11 protein-coding genes are annotated in these 14,650 nt (G+C 75.0%); 6 read left to right on the top strand and 5 right to left on the bottom strand.

Features of this window, described 5'->3' with window-relative positions; all coding sequences use genetic code 11:
* Positions 1-228: 228 nt before the first annotated feature.
* Positions 229-1,641, bottom strand: a complete 1,413-nt coding sequence (locus ACZ3YO_RS26195) for a DUF2252 domain-containing protein (protein ID WP_465573657.1) — start codon at positions 1,639-1,641, stop codon at positions 229-231.
* 455 nt (positions 1,642-2,096) lie between these two features.
* Between ACZ3YO_RS26195 and ACZ3YO_RS26190 the strand changes: the two genes are divergently transcribed.
* The 3 genes from ACZ3YO_RS26190 to ACZ3YO_RS26180 all read left to right on the top strand — a co-directional run bounded on the left by ACZ3YO_RS26190 (position 2,097) and on the right by ACZ3YO_RS26180 (position 4,528).
* Complete coding sequence (locus tag ACZ3YO_RS26190; protein ID WP_465573982.1) at positions 2,097-2,732, top strand: DUF4360 domain-containing protein; 636 nt, start codon at positions 2,097-2,099, stop codon at positions 2,730-2,732.
* A 193-nt stretch (positions 2,733-2,925) separates the two neighbouring features.
* Positions 2,926-3,003 (top strand): hypothetical protein, encoded by a 78-nt coding sequence (locus ACZ3YO_RS26185; protein ID WP_464336931.1) that lies wholly within the window; start codon positions 2,926-2,928, stop codon positions 3,001-3,003.
* Positions 3,004-3,319: 316 nt separating this feature from the next.
* A complete protein-coding gene (locus tag ACZ3YO_RS26180; RefSeq protein WP_465573655.1) occupies positions 3,320-4,528 on the top strand; it encodes a threonine synthase in 1,209 nt (402 codons plus the stop codon).
* 42 nt (positions 4,529-4,570) lie between these two features.
* On the opposite strand, the gene ACZ3YO_RS26175 is transcribed toward ACZ3YO_RS26180, so the two are convergent.
* Both ACZ3YO_RS26175 and ACZ3YO_RS26170 read right to left on the bottom strand, forming a co-directional pair.
* The gene (locus tag ACZ3YO_RS26175) at positions 4,571-4,837 is read right to left on the bottom strand and encodes a hypothetical protein (protein WP_465573653.1); all 267 of its coding nucleotides are present in this window, start codon (positions 4,835-4,837) and stop codon (positions 4,571-4,573) included.
* Positions 4,837-5,550, bottom strand: a complete 714-nt coding sequence (locus ACZ3YO_RS26170) for a DUF6193 family natural product biosynthesis protein (protein WP_465573651.1) — start codon at positions 5,548-5,550, stop codon at positions 4,837-4,839. Before ACZ3YO_RS26170 ends, ACZ3YO_RS26175 begins: the two co-directional genes overlap by 1 nt.
* A gap of 208 nt (positions 5,551-5,758) precedes the next feature.
* Here ACZ3YO_RS26170 and ACZ3YO_RS26165 point away from each other — a divergent pair, with 208 nt between their 5' ends.
* The gene (locus tag ACZ3YO_RS26165) at positions 5,759-6,841 is read left to right on the top strand and encodes a restriction endonuclease (protein WP_465573648.1); all 1,083 of its coding nucleotides are present in this window, start codon (positions 5,759-5,761) and stop codon (positions 6,839-6,841) included.
* A gap of 128 nt (positions 6,842-6,969) precedes the next feature.
* Here ACZ3YO_RS26165 and ACZ3YO_RS26160 read toward each other — a convergent pair whose 3' ends face one another.
* Both ACZ3YO_RS26160 and ACZ3YO_RS26155 read right to left on the bottom strand, forming a co-directional pair.
* Positions 6,970-7,617, bottom strand: coding sequence for a hypothetical protein (locus tag ACZ3YO_RS26160; RefSeq protein ID WP_465573645.1), 648 nt, complete (start codon positions 7,615-7,617; stop codon positions 6,970-6,972).
* Between the two features lie 63 nt (positions 7,618-7,680).
* The gene (locus ACZ3YO_RS26155) at positions 7,681-8,580 is read right to left on the bottom strand and encodes a glycoside hydrolase family 25 protein (protein ID WP_465573642.1); all 900 of its coding nucleotides are present in this window, start codon (positions 8,578-8,580) and stop codon (positions 7,681-7,683) included.
* Between the two features lie 265 nt (positions 8,581-8,845).
* Here ACZ3YO_RS26155 and ACZ3YO_RS26150 point away from each other — a divergent pair, with 265 nt between their 5' ends.
* Both ACZ3YO_RS26150 and ACZ3YO_RS26145 read left to right on the top strand, forming a co-directional pair.
* Entirely contained in the window at positions 8,846-12,910 is a 4,065-nt protein-coding gene (locus ACZ3YO_RS26150; RefSeq protein WP_465573639.1) for an nSTAND1 domain-containing NTPase, read from the top strand.
* Positions 12,911-13,185: 275 nt separating this feature from the next.
* Positions 13,186-14,478, top strand: coding sequence for a lipase family protein (locus ACZ3YO_RS26145; protein WP_465573637.1), 1,293 nt, complete (start codon positions 13,186-13,188; stop codon positions 14,476-14,478).
* Positions 14,479-14,650: the final 172 nt, after the last annotated feature.

The following is a 14,650-nucleotide window of genomic DNA, read 5'->3' as shown; positions in this document are numbered from 1 at the left end:
CGCCGGGCATGTCGGAGTCATTATCGTTGGTCAGACGGAGTCGCCGGCCATGCGGGACTGACGCCGTGTGCGCCGCGACCGGGATCGGGCGCCGCCGTACCCGCCGCGCCGGTGGCGCCCGTCACGGGGCCGTGAGCGGCCGGGTCGTGGACGTGACCGGCGGGTCGGTGGGGTGACGGGGCTCCCGCGACCGCCCCGCGTGGTCGGCTCGGCCCGTCCCGGCCCCTCTCAGCCGGCCTCGGCCGGGAGGCGGCCCGCGTCGATCGCGTCGACCAGGGCCCGGTGGTCCCGCTCGTTCTGGTCGGCGTACGCCTCCGCGAACCGCACCAGGGCCCGGTCGAACACGTCCCCCTTCCCGAGGTAGGCGGCGATGGCGATGCGATCCCCGGACCGTGCGTGTGCCCGGGCCAGCGTGGCCCCGCACAGCTCGCCGAAGGCCCGCATGCCGCGCGGCACCATCTTCTCGGCGACCACGATGCCCTTCCAGTCGCGGAGCTGGCGGATGTAGAAGTCCCGGGTCCTGCCGTCGATCCCCTCGACGCGCTCCCAGCCGAGGAAGATGTCGCTGGTCGCCTGCATCAGACGCTGGCCGGCGACCACCCGCTCGCCCTGGTTGTGGTAGAGGCTCGCGCCGACGTACGGGGCCAGCACCGAGACGCCGGCCTCCTTGGCCTGGAGGAACAGCGGGTCGTCGCCGTCCCGGCCGAGCAGCAGGAAGATCCAGCACCGGGTGCCGACGCTGCCGACACCGACGACCTTGCGGGCCGCGTCCACCAGCCGGAATCCGCTGAGCAGGGCCCGCCGGTCGGAGGGGAGGGTGCGCGCGTAACGCTGGACCAGGCCGTGGAACAGCGTCATCAGGGCCGACCGTTCCACATCCGGCAGGAGGTCGGCGATCGGGACGAGCAACGGCGGATCGGCGGCGATCCGCACCCGGCCGTCCACCATCTCGGTGAGCTTGCCGAAGGCCTGCAGGCTGTCGCGGGTGCGCGCCTTCGACATCGCCTCGTCGAGGCCCTGGCGCGCCCGTTTGGACACCCGGCCGACCGCCAGCTCGCGCAGGCGCTGCGAGTCCAGCTGCGCGTACCAGACGTCCAGGTTGCGCATCCCCGCGAACCGCCGCATCGTCTCCCGGTACGAGCGGACCGTCGCGGCGACGATGCCCGCGCGCTCCGTCTCGTCGAACCCGTTCGCCCGGCCCGCGATCACCAGGCTCGACGCCAGCCGCTTCACGTCCCACTCCCAGGGGCCGGGCAGTGTCTCGTCGAAGTCGTTGATGTCGAAGACCAGCCGCCGTTCCGGTGACGCGAGCAGCCGGAAGTTCAGCATGTGGGCGTCGCCGCACAGCTGTACCCGGACGCCCGAGTCGGGGGTGCCCGCGAGATCGGACGCCATCAGCGCGGCCGCACCACGGTAGAAGCGGAACGGGGACTCGCTCATCCGCCCGTAGCGGATCGGCACCAGCTCCGGCACCCGCAGCGCCGACTGGGCCTGCAGGATCGCCAGCGGATCGGGCCGGTCCGGGCCCGGCCGGTACTCGCCGTGGGCGGAACGCGGCGTCGGGTGGCGCGCCGCCCGGCCGCCCGCCGCCCGCTCCTCGGGGGTGGCGCGCCGCACCGGGCGCGTCTGGTCGTGGCCCATTCGGTCCTCCCGTCCGACCGGGCCGCGCTCCCGCCCGCCCCGCCCTGCGGGGGAGCATCGGCCTGCCGGGGGAGCGTCGGCCGCCGTCCTCCGATCATCGCCGCCACCGTCCGATCCGGCCCGCCGGGGGAGAGGCGTGGGCCGCGGCCCGGAGGCGCCGGGGCGGTCGGCCGTCGCGGATGGGCGTCAGGTCCGCCGCGGTCCGCGGTCCGTGGTCAGCGGTGCGCGGTCCGCTGCACCGTGGCCCGCCGGACGGTCGGCGCCCGCGCGCAGCCGGCGCCGGCCGGCGCGGGCGCGGCCGCCCCGGCGCGTTGCGATGCGCCCTCCCGCACTCCCTGTACGGGACGGATCCCAGGTGCTGACATGGACGCGACAACCCGCTGAGGTCCGCACGTGGGGGTGCGACACCGGAAACGGCGGGCAAGTGGAAGGAAACACCCGTGACCGTACGCACCATGGCCGTCGGCGGCGCAGCCGCGGCACTGCTCGTCATCCCGCTCAGCGGCGTCGCCGCCGGCACGGGCTGGACGACGCCTCCGCCGGACAAGATCGTCATCGACGTGGCCACCGTCAACGGATCCGGCTGCCCGGCCGGCACGGCGGCCGTCGCCGTCTCCCCGGACAACACCGCCTTCACGGTCACCTACAGCGACTACATCGCGCAGGTGGGCGTCGGGTCCAAGCCCACCGACTTCCGCAAGAACTGCCAGCTCAACCTGAACGTCCACGTCCCGCAGGGCTTCACCTACGCGATCGCCTCCGCCGACTACCGCGGCTTCGCCCACCTGGAGAAGGGGGCGACCGGGACGGAGCGCGCCAGCTACTACTTCCAGGGCTCGCCCCAGACCACCTCGCGCAGCCACCAGTTCGCCGGAGCGCTCGACAACAGCTGGCAGGCGACCGACACCGTCGACGTCGAAGCCCTGGTCTGGGCGCCCTGCGGGGAGCTGCGCAACTTCAACATCAACACCGAGCTCCGGGTCGGCGCCGGCACGTCGGACCCGACCAGGACCACCAGCTTCATGACCATGGACTCCACCGACGGCAGCATCAACACCATCTACCACCTCGCCTGGAAGCACTGCCCCTGATCGTGCCCCGGTCCGGGGCGTCCGCCCGGCCGCGAAACCGCGCGGCCGGGCGGACGGGCGGTTCGCAGCCGGGGCCGGGGCGGGGGCCGGGAGCCGGGGCTGGTCGGCCCGGCCCGGCTTCCGCAGGCCTGCGCGGGCCCGGTGTGCGACGGTGGATAGCGGGAGCAGTGTTCCCGTCGCGAGAGGAGTGGCCATGTCGTCGAAGCGTCGTCGCAAGAAGAAGGCACGGGCGAGGCGCGGGGCGAACCACGGTCGTCGCCCCCAGTGCTGAGTTCCACCCTGTACGTCACCGGCAGCCCGGCGAGGGGCTGCCGGTGGCTCTTCTGCCGCCTCCGGCGCGGTCCGGGAAGCACGGCCGCTCCCGCCGACCGGCAGGAGGGCCCCGCTGGGGGCGGGCGCCCGTTCCGTGCGTCACCGGCCCCCGGTGCCGGGCGTCCCGGGGCTGCGCGCCCGAGCAGAACCAGCCATTCCTGAGGGCGGTCTGACTCAACGCCACCAGGAACCACATTCCCGTAAGACCGTCAGTTCGCCGCCCCGGTAGGCATACCGCCCGTCCGCCACCGGGGCCGCCTCGTAGGATTTCGGGCATGACGACGGCACCGTCCCTGGCCTCGGGCCAGCGCTCCCTCGGCGACCCGCAGGTCCGCTATCCGCTGCTCCCCCCGCTGACCCGCGGCTGTCCGCGCACCAGCACCGAGACCGTCTCCTACCCGGTCGAGGTCGACTACGACTATGCGCGCGTGCCCGCCGACTTCCTCACCGCGCGGCCCGCCGGCCCCGGGCTCGACCGCTGGGCGGCGCTGCTGCCGCCGCTGGCCGCTCCCGGGCTCGGCGAGGGCGGCACGCCGCTGGTCGGCCTCGGTGACGGCGTGTACGTCAAGGACGAGTCGCGCAACCCGACCTGGAGCCACAAGGACCGGCTCAACCGCTGCACCGTCAGCGCCGCGCTCGCCACCGGCGCCCCCGGCGTGGTGGTGGCCTCCTCCGGCAACCACGGAGCCTCCGCCGCGGCCTATGCGGCCCGCGCCGGGCTGCGCTGCGTCGTTCTCGCCTCTCCCGACGTGCCGCCGGCCGCCGCCTCCTTCCTGAACGCGTACGGGGCCGTGGTCCTGCCGGTGCCCGTCGAGGCGCGGTGGCCGCTGACCGAGCGCATCGTGGCGGAGTTCGGGCTCTTCCCGGTCAGCAACCTCACCCCCTTCCACACCGGCAGCTCCTTCGGACCGGAGGGCTACAAGACCATCGCGTACGAGATCGCCGCCGACCTCGGCGTGCCCGCCGCGGTCTTCGTGCCGACCGGCTACGGCGAACTGCTCTTCGGCGTCGGCAAGGGCTTCGCCGAACTGCACCGTCTCGGCCTCACCGACCGCGTCCCGCGGCTGTTCAGCTGCGAGCCGGCCACCGGAGGGCCGCTCGCCGCCGCCGTCCGCGAGCGGCTTCCCGTCGCCCGGGTCGAGGTCGGGGCCACCGATGCGTACGGCATCGACTGCCCGGTCACCGGCTACCGCGGTGTCCTGGCCCTGCGCGACAGCGGCGGCCGGCCGCTGCTGCTCGACGACCGGCGGCTGCGCGAGGCCCAAGCCGAACTCGCCGCCCAGGGCCTGTGGGTGGAGCTGTCGGCCGCGGCCGGGCTGGCGGGCCTGCGAGCCCTGGACGAGCCGATCGACGGGCCGGTGGTCTGCGTCTCCACCTCCAGCGGCTTCAAGGACCGCGGCGTCGGCCTCAACCCGCCGGCCCCCGCAGACCCGGCCTGGGACGCCGTCCGCAGCCGCCTGCGCGCCGCGGGCCTCAAGGGCTGAGGCCACCGCGGCACCGGGACCCGGGCTGACAGGCCTGCGTGGTCAGCCGTGCTGCGCGGCCTTCGGCCCGGCCCCCGGCGGGCGCGTCCCGGTCGGGTGGTGCCGCCGGGTCGGCGGCGACGTGAGCCGGGCGACCAACTGCCGGGCGGCCTCACGTCCGTCGGGGCGGGGCGCCGGCACCCGGGGGCCGGCCAGGTGCCGCTCGGTGAGCGACTTGGCGCGGACCGCGGCCCAGTCCTCACGGCTGACGACGGCGACGTGCCCCTCGACGTGGGCCTTGGCGTCCTTCCAGTCGTCCGGCGGTGCCATCAGGACACGAAGGTCCCGAGATGGGCGACGACGATGGCGACGGCTTCTTCGGGGGTGTCGGTGAGTGCGACGACCTCTCCCCCGCCCCGGACGACGTACTGCCCGTCCCGGTGGGGGTCGACCGAGTACCCGACGCGCTCGTAGGGCTGCTCGACGGTGGTCGAGAACCAGAGCATGAAGTGGCTGGTGACCGGGGTCAGTCGGCGCAGCGCCGGCTGGGCGTGGGCCGCCTCCGCGAGCGCGAGACTGTGGGGGTGACGGTTCCACGGGGGCAGGAAATGGCGGTCGATCAGGTGCCGCCAGGCCAGCTCGACGGGGTCGAGCGGCTCGCGTTCGTGGGCGAGGGCCCAGTCCCTGAACTCGATGAACGGCGCTGCCTGCCTGGTCTCCTGGAGGCCCGCGCCACTCGTCCACGCGGCCGCGGCCCGGACGGCGGCGGCCGGGTCGGCGGTCTGCCCGGCGGCGAGCCAGGCCCCGAGGCCCCGGCAGCGCACCAGGTAGCCGGGTGTGTCGTCGTAGGAACGGACGGCGACCCGGCGGCCGTCGGCGCTGTCGAACTCGGCGGTGAAGTGGTACCTCTCCTTCCGCGGTGCGGGCAGGCCGATCCCGAGTTCCTCGGCGGTGCGGCAGAGGAAGGCCGTGAGGCTTTCGGTGGTGGCGCGCTCCGGGCAGCGAGATGTGTCCGGGGTGATGCCCGGTGAGGACGAGGTCATGTGATCAGTCTGCCCGCTGCCGGGCCACCCGCGCGGGCGATCCGCCGACGGCATCCCTGCTCCGGTGCACGCCGGGTGCCCGGCCCGAAGGCCATCGGCGTGCGATCCCTCCCGAAAGTCTCATTTGTGACACGTGGCTGACGCAGCGTAGGCATGTCCCCTACGGTGACGCCTGCCGTCGACCCGTACACGTCCGAGGGAGCAGCCTATGTCCCGGAGCCGGAAGCTCCACCGCCTCAGCAGCCCTGACACCGACGAGCGCCGCGCGCAGCGCATGCTGTTCCGCCACCTCCGCGACGACACCACCGCGAATCGCGGCCGGATGGCGAAGCGGGTTCGCGAGCTCCAGCTCCTGCTGGCGATGGACCCGGTGGAGTTCGAGCAGCTCATCGCCCGGTTGATGGAGGCGATGGGCATGAAGGTCGAGTTGACGGCCCGGTCGCGGGACGGCGGGGTGGACGTGCGTGGCGTCGACACCGACCCCTTCCGCGGCGGCAACGTGATCGTGCAGGTGAAGCGGTACCGGGACACGGTGACGCCCTCGGCCGTGCGGGACTTGTACGGCACGCTGCAGCACGATCAGGCCGCGACGAAGGCCGTGCTCGTCACGACCAGCAGGTTCGGCCCGAGTTCGCACCAGTTCGTCGCGGGCAAGCCGATCACCCTGATCAACGGCGCCGAGCTGGTCGGGCTGCTCAAGCACCACGGCCTCCACGACGTGTTCGCGGCCGCCCAGCACGGGGCCGACGGGGCCGACGGTTCCGGCGGCGTTGCCGACCTGCCCGGGATCGAGGTCGCCGCCGAGCCCGCCCGGCTTCTCCTCCACTGGACCGGTGAGGAGGAGTACGACATCGCCGCGCTGGTGTGCCAGGGGAACAGGGCCCTGTCGGACGAGCACCTGGTGTTCTACAACAACGCTTCGACGCCCGATGGTGCGGTGCGGCTGGTCACCGGCTACGGCGACGCCAACGCCTGCCTCATGGTCGACTTCGAGGCGCTGCCCGCCGCCGCGGACCGGCTCGTGATCGTCGCCGCGGCCGACACCGAGAACCACCCCGCGGCGACCATGGCGGGGTTCGCCGGGCCGGCGCTGATCCTGGAAGCCGGCGCCGACCAGGACCCGGCCGTGGCGCACCTGGCCGACGGTGCGGTGGCCAACACCGCGATGCGTCTGGGCCGGTTCGACCGCGACACCGCCGGGGACTGGGACTTCACGCCCGCCCTCGCCGGTTACCCGGGCGGACTGCGGCAGGCCGTCGTCGCCTACGGCCTGGAGGTCGACGAGGCGTAGGGACCGGCACCCACGAGGGCGTCGGCCCGGTCGCCTTGGTGGCCGGGGGCGGAAGCAGCGCCGACCAACGCCCGTACCCCCGCGGGGCCGGGGAGACCGGCCACCACGGGGGTACGGGGCGCAGGGCGTCAGTCGGCCAGGTTGACCGGGCGGTAGGCGTGGTAGCCGTCACCGGACTTCAGGCCGTAGCTGTGCGTGGTGTGGCGGGTGCCCACCTTGCCGGCCTGCTCGTAGGAGCGGTAGGAGTTGTGCTTGCCGTCCACCCAGCCGTCGAAGATGACGACGTGCCGGTGGTTGGAGTCGCTGCTGTTGGCCTTGATGACGAGGTCGCCCTGGCGCAGGTCGGACATCGCGATGGGCTTGGTCCAGCCGTCGTTCTTCAGCGACACCGTGTTCGGGCCCGACTTGGGGAGCTTGAGGGCCATCGAGGCGTAGCCGGAGCAGTCCTGACGGTAGCCGTCCTTCCAGTTCTTCTTCTGGCTGTAGGGCACGGGCTTGCCCGCGTTGTCGGTGAGCCAGATCTTGGCCCGCCGGATCTCCTCGGCGCGGGTGATCTTCGGCGCGGAGGCCCGCAGGTCGGCGTCGGTCCCGGCATCGGTGGCCTCGCCGCCGACCGCCTCGGCATCGGCCGAGGCGGCTGCGTCGTCGGCCGTGTCGGTGACGGCGGCGGCCGGCAGGGAGCCGGTCGGCAGCGCGGCGGCGGGCCCGGTGAGGACGAGCGAGCCGAGGACGGCGGTGGCGAGGGCGGTAATGGTCGAGCGGCGGATGTTCTTCACGGGTGCTGCCTCCTGTGGCATGCGGTGAGGGAAAGGGGTGGAGAAGGGGAGTCGTGGGCGGTCTCAGCCCAGGTGGGCGAGGCGGCGCAGGGCGGCCCGGTCGGCGTGGAAGACGCTGGCGTCGACCTTGCCGGGGGTGCCGGGGACGGACGCGTGGTCGGTGTACTGCCAGAAGTCCCACCCCGTGGCGCCGGGCAGGGGCCGGGGCGGGGTGTCGCCGTAGCGGGCGAGCCAGACCGGGTAGCCGCTCAGCTCCTTCGTCCCGCCGAGGCAGTCGTCCACGAAGCCCTTGCGGGTGTAGACGATCGGGGCGGCGCCGGTGACCGTCCGGACCTGCTGGAGGAAGGCCTTCACCTGGCCGAGCTGGAGCCGGTGCCCCGCCTTCTCGCACTGTTCGAGGTCCAGGACCGGCGGGAGCTCGCCCGGCTTGGTGCCGGTGAAGCCTTCGTGGCGCAGCACGTCGAGGAAGTGGTCGGCCTGGGCGGAGCCGTCCTCGTCGGCGGTGAAGTAGTGGTAGCCGGTGCGGATGAGATCCACCGAACGCGCGCCGGCGAGGTCCCGGGCGAACCAGCCGTCGGTGAAGCCGGTGCCCTGGGTGGCCTTGAGCATCACGAAGGACTGGCCGCTGCGGGCGATCGCCGGCCAGTCGAAGGCCTGCTTCTCCTCCGGTCCGTGGTCGCCGTGGTAGCTGTCGATGCCGCGCACGGTGTAGGTGTCCGGGCCGGCGCCGGCGGCCCCGGCGGGCGGCGCCGGAAGCAGGGCCGCCGCGCCCACGGCGGCCACCACGGCCGCGGCGACGGCGGTCACCCCGATCGCGTGCCGGAACGTGCCACCGGGCGTGCCACCGGACGCTGCGGACGTGCCGCCGGCCGTCGGACCGGCCGCCGTACGAGCCGCTGCCGTGCGAGCCGCCGACGTCGGGCGGAGTGCGGCGCGGGAGGTCGGGCGGGATCGGAGCTTCACGTCGGGTTCTCCTCTGCTGCGGTTCACGGGTGGTGACGGATCGTCCGGAACCGACGGTGTGTCGGCCGGCGATCCGCTGCCCGGTGAGAGCTTGGCCCGGGAACGGCGATGCTCGCACCTGTTGCCTGTTGTCGGCCGGGCAGGACATCTCGACAACCCCTCTGACCTGCCCGAATCACTCCTCCGAGGGGATTGCCCGACACCGCGTGACCAGGGCCGCACCGGCTCGTTGACCGATCGGGACCGAACGGAGCGGGGGCTGACGGTGAGCACGGAGAGCGACGTGACGGGCCCGGACCCGACGCCGGAACGGGCGCCGGAGCCGGACGGGGCGGGATTCGGGGCGGTCCTGCGCACGCTGCGCCGCGGGGCCGGTCTCTCGCAGGCGGAGCTCGCCGGTCGCGTGCACTACGACAAGAGCCACATCAGCAAGGTGGAGAACGGAGACAAGCCGGCGACCGCCGATTTCGCCCGCGCGTGCGACCGTGCGCTGCGGGCCGGCGGCTCGCTGGTCGAGCTGGCGACGCGTGGGCAGTGCCCGTACCCGGGGCTCGCCTCCTTCCGGGCGGAGGACGAACGCTGGTTCCACGGCCGCGACCGGGCCCGCGCCGCCCTGCTCGGTCTGCTCGCCGAGCGGCTGGCGGACCGCGGCGGGCCCGTGCTGGTCGTCGGACCGTCCGGCGCCGGCAAGTCCTCACTGCTGCGGGCCGGCCTGATGCCTGCTCTGCGGCGCGGCGGCCTGGCCGGGCTGGGACCGGCCCCGGCGGCCGTCATCACCCCGACCGGCCGCCCGCTCGACCGCCTCGCGAGCCTCGCCGACGGCCCGGACGCGGTGTGGATCGTCGACCAGGCCGAGGAGCTGTTCACCCTCTGCACCGACCCCGAGGAGCGGCGGGCGTTCCTGGACGCCCTCTGCCGGGAGGCCGGCCCCGGGGGCGGCCGGTTGGTGGTCCTGGGTGTCCGGGCGGACCTCTACGGGCACTGCCTGGCGCACGACGGCCTGCTGCAGGCCGTCCGGCGCGGCCAGCTGGCGCTCGGTCCGATGAGCGCCGCCGAGGTGGCCGAGGCGATCACCGGCCCGGCCCGCACCGCCCGACTGGAGCTCGAACCCGGTCTGCTGGAGCTGATGTCGACCGACCTCGGGCTGGAGGGGGCCGGCACCTCGGGCGCCTACGACCCGGGCGCGCTGCCGCTGCTCGCCCACACCCTGCGTGCGGTCTGGCAGCAGCGCTCCGGCCGCTCGCTGACACTGGCCGGCTACCGGGCCATCGGCGGGCTGCACGGGTCGGTCGCGGCGACGGCGGAGCGCGCCTGGGCACGGCTGGACGACGACGAGGCGCGTGCCACCGCCCGCCGGGTGCTGCTCCGGCTGGTCCACCTCGGGCCGGACGGCCAGACCTCGCGCCGCCGGGTGACGCGCGCGGCCCTGGCCGGCGCCCTGCCCGACGCCTGCCTGCCGGGCCAGTACCCGCCGGGCCAGTACCCGCCGGCCGCCCAGCCACCGGCCACGCATCAACCCCTCACGCCCGCACCGGACGACCAGGTGCTGAGCCACGTGCTGGCCTCCTTCGCCGCCGACCGGCTGCTCACCGTCGACGCGAGCGGCGTGACGCTCTCTCACGAGGCGCTGCTGCGCGCCTGGCCGCGCCTGTGCGGCTGGGTCGAGGAGGGCCGGGCCGGCCTGCGCCTGCACCAGCAGCTCACCCAGGACGCGGAGCACTGGGCCGCGGCGGGCCGCGAGACGGCGCTGCTCTACCGGGGGAGCCGGCTGGAGCTGGCCCGGGAGTGGGCCGCGGAGCCCGCCGGCGAGGAACTGCTCACCCGGGTGGAGCGGGACTTCCTGGCGGCGGCGGCGGCCCGGGCGGAGCACGAGCGGACGGCCGAGCGGCGCCGGGTGCGGACGCTGCGCCGACTGGTGGCGGGGCTGGCGCTGTTGCTGGTGTCGGCGCTGCTGGCGGCCGGGTCCGCCTGGCAGCAGCGGGACCGCGCGACCACGGCCAACCGGACCAACCTCGCCCGTGCCCTGCTCTCCGAGGCGCAGCGCAACGCGGCCCAGGACCCGTACGCGGCGATGCTGGCGTCGGTCGAGGCCCGCCGGACGGCACGGTCCGGTGTCACGGGCCTGGAGCAGGCGGCCGACGACGCGGTGCTGAGCACCCAGTCGCAGTACCTGACGGGGCGGATCCCGGGTTTCGCCTGGGGCGTCAACGCGCTCGCTCTCAGCCCCGACGGGCGGTTGGTGGCCACCGGCGACTCTCAGGGGCAGGTGGCGCTCTGGGACACGCGCACGACGGCCCTGGTGGCCGAGCTGCAGGACCACACCCTGGGCAAGCCGGTGCAGGACGTGGAGTTCAGCCCCGACGGCTCGCTGCTCGCCGCCGCGATCACCCGGGAGCCGAGCAGGCGGATCGTGCTCTGGCGGGTCGCCGACCGGCAGGAGCTGCCCTCGCCGGTGATGCCGCCGAGCACCACCGGGAGGTCCTCGGTGGCCAAGCGGCTCGCGTTCAGCCGGGACGGCGCGTTGCTGGCCGCGGGCAGCAGCGACGGCGACCTGCCGGGCCGGGTCTGGGTCTGGCGCACGGACGCCGGCGCGGCGCCTCCGGTACGGACGCTGACCGTCCACACCGGGGTCGTCCAGGGGCTGGGTTTCGGCCCCGGCCACCTGCTGGCCTCGGTGTCGACCGAGGGCGTCGTCCTGGTACGGGACCTCGACGCCCCGCCGGTCGGAGGCGGCCAGGAGGCGCCGGCGGTGTTCGCCGGGCGGGCCACCGCGCCCCGTTCGCTGGCCTTCGCGGCGGACGGCCGGCTGCTGGCGGTCGGCAGCGAGTACGGCGGCATCCGGCTCTGGCGCCCGCCGTCCGGCGGTCCCGCGTCGTCCGATGGTCCCGCGTCGTCCGACGGCGCCCCGCCGTCCGGCGGCTCTTCCACCAGCCCCTCCGCCGCCCCCTCCACGCCGCCGTCCGCCGACTCGTCCGAATCCCTGTCCGAAGCCGCCTCCGGAGCCCCGGCCGCGAGCGCGTCCGCCGCCCCGCCCGCCGGCTCCGACTGGTCCGTCACCGACCTGACGCCCGCCCACCTCGGCTCGGTCAACGCGCTGGCCCTCACCCCGGACGGGTCCACCCTGCTCTCGGCGGGCGCCGACCAGTCCACCCGGGTCTGGGACCTCCCCACCGGCCGGGTCACGGCGGAGCTGCGCGGTCACCCGACCTTCGTCCTCGGCGTCGCGGCCGGCGGCGACAACCGGACGGTGGTCACCTCGGCCGGCATCAGCTCCCCGCCCGGCAGCATCCTGATCTGGGACCTGCGCCGTGGCACCGACCTCGCCCCCGGCCCGGACCGCCCCCGCGTGACGGCGGTCGCCGCGGCCGGCGACCGCGCGGCGGTGGGCACGGCCGACGGGCGGATCGCACTCTGGGACGTCGCGGGCGCCGCGCCGCGTGCGGTGGCGGTCTCCCCGGCCAGCGGACGGCCCGTCACCGGGCTGGCCTTCGACCGGGGCGGCCGCACGCTGGCAGCCGCGTTCGCGGGCGGCACCGTCCGGCTGGCCCGCGCCCGGGACGGCGTGCAGTCGGCCGTCACCGACGTGGGCGCCGAGCCGACGGCGGTGGCGCTCAGCCCCGACGGCACGATGCTGGCGGTGGGGACGGAGAACGGGCGGCTGCTCACCGGTGCCCCGGACGGCTCACCGCTGCGGGCCCGCCCGCACACCCCCGGCGGCCCGGTGCACGCGCTGGCGTTCCTCGGGGACGGCGCCGAACTGGCCTTCGTGTGCGAGTCGCAGGCGGTCTGGCTGCTCACGGTCGCCGACCCGTCCGCGGATGCCCGGGCGAGCACCATGAAGCACCTGGACCACATCCGCCACCTGGCCGTCAGCCCGGACGGCCGACGCCTGGCCACGGCCGGGAACGACCGCGTCGTCCTGGTCTGGGACGCCAGCACGGGCAAGCGTCCGGACGGCGGGGCCCACGCGGACGCCGATCCCGGCGGCGACGCCCGCACCGTGGGCTCCGACACGGTCCGGGCCCTCGCGTTCGCACCGGACGGCAGCGCCGTCGCGGACGTCGGCCGTCAGGGCGTGCTGCGCCGGTGGGGGCTGACCGCCGCGGCTCCGACCGCCACCCTCACCGGCCCGGGGCAACCGCTCAACGGGCTCGCGTTCCTGCCCGACGGCCGCGTCCTGGCCGCGGGCGACAACGGCTCGGCGCCGCTCTGGAGCCTCGACCCGGCCAGGGTCGCCCGCGAGGCCTGCGTGGTCCTGCGCCCACCCGTCCCCAGGCGCGACTGGCTCCGTCTGGCCCCCGGCGCCCCCTACCGCCCCGGCTGCCCCTGACGGTGTGCCCCGGGAGCCGTCCGGCGGGGGAGGGCACACCGGCAGTGGGGCGCCGACCGGCCCCGCCTCCTCGGACCGGCCACGCCTGCGGCCGTTTGAGTGTGGGTCGGCCGCGCGCGCGTGTGCGGTGGTCGGGTGACGGCCCTCCTGGGCGAGCATCACGACGGTGAATGACCTGAACGGTCATTCGTGGCCGTGGACGGTGAGGAACCATGCCGCGGCCCCTGTCGAGCGAAGGGAACCGACGCATGAGGGCATGGCAACGAGCCATGGCGGTGAGTGCACTGGTCACACTGGTCGCCATGGCGCAGCCGGGGACGGCAGTCGCGGGCGAGCCGGGCGGCGGCGGGGACCACGGGAGTCACGGCGCGACGCCGTGCGCACCGGGCGTCCGCGTCGGCCCGAGCGGTGCGGACTTCTACGAGCCGCCGTCGCCGCTCCCGAAGGGCCGCCACGGCGACGTCATCTGGGCACACCGGGTGCCCGCGCCCGAGCACGCCCACGCCTGCCGGGTCCTCTACCTGTCCACCCTGCACGACGGCACGCCGGCCGCCGTGTCCGGCCTGGTGATCTGGCCGGACGGCCCGGCGCCGAGCGGCGGCCGTGACGTGGTGGCCTGGGCGCACGGCACGGTCGGCGGGCCCCGCCAGTGCGCACCCTCGGCGGTGCCGGACCCCGCGGTCGACCTCGTCGACTACTTCACCTACCAGAGCCCTTACCCGATCGACGTGGGCGTCCCCGCGCTGACGGACTTCCTCGACGCCGGGAACGTCGTGGTGGCGACGGACTACCAGGGTCTGGGAACGCCGGGCGTGCACCAGTACGTGGTCGGCGCGACGGAGACCCGCAACGTCCTGGACTCGGTTCTGGCGGCCCGCCGGATCCAGTCGGTGCAGGCCGGCCGTGACCTGGCCGTGCTGGGCTGGTCGCAGGGCGGGGGTGCGGGGCTGTTCATCGGCGAGGACATCCGGAAGTACACGCCGGACCTGAACCTGGTCGGGGTCGCGGCGTTGGCCCCGGCCGCCGACCTCGGACCGGAGCTTGACGGGCTGGTGCTGCCCGGCCCGCGCAGCGACAGCTCGGAGTCGCACAACGCGGCGCTGCGGGTCAACGTCTACCGCGGCTTCCTCGCGGCCTACCCCGAGCTGAAGGCCCCGGAGGTGCTGAAGCCGGCCGGCCTTCAGGCGCTGGAGGGCGACGGGGTGGCCTGCATCGAGCACTTCGCCGACGTGATCCAGAACAACGTCGGCGACGCCCACCAGCTGGACACCCTGTTCCAGCCGATCCGGGACGTGCCGCAGACGTGGCGCAAGCGCTTCTACGAGAACACCCAGGGCTACGAGACCAGCGTCGCGCCACTGCTGGTGATGCAGGGCACCGCGGACACCGTCATCAACCCGCACTCCACCGCCCAGTACATCCGGCGCGCCTGCGGTTTCAGCGAGCCGGTCGAGTACACCACGTACGAGGGCGCCGGCCACAACACCATTCCCTTCGTCGCGCAGCAGGAGTACCTGGGCTGGATCGCCGACCGCTTCGCCGGCCGTCCGGCACCGTCCAACTGCTGACCCGCCGCACCAGGTGAACCCTGCTGCTCGCCGGGCCGCACGGACTCCGCACTCCGCGGCGCCGTGCGGCCCGAGGCCCCGTCCGTAGGGGGAGACCATGCGCGCCCGCGCCACCCGGACGGCGGTGCCGTCCACCTCGCCTCCTGCACCAACGTCCAACCCGCCCGGGCCC

The organism is Kitasatospora sp. NPDC022785 (assembly GCF_055561295.1).
The sequence above is the reverse complement of the archived record's forward strand: the minus strand, read 5'-3'. Positions and strand labels throughout refer to the sequence as shown.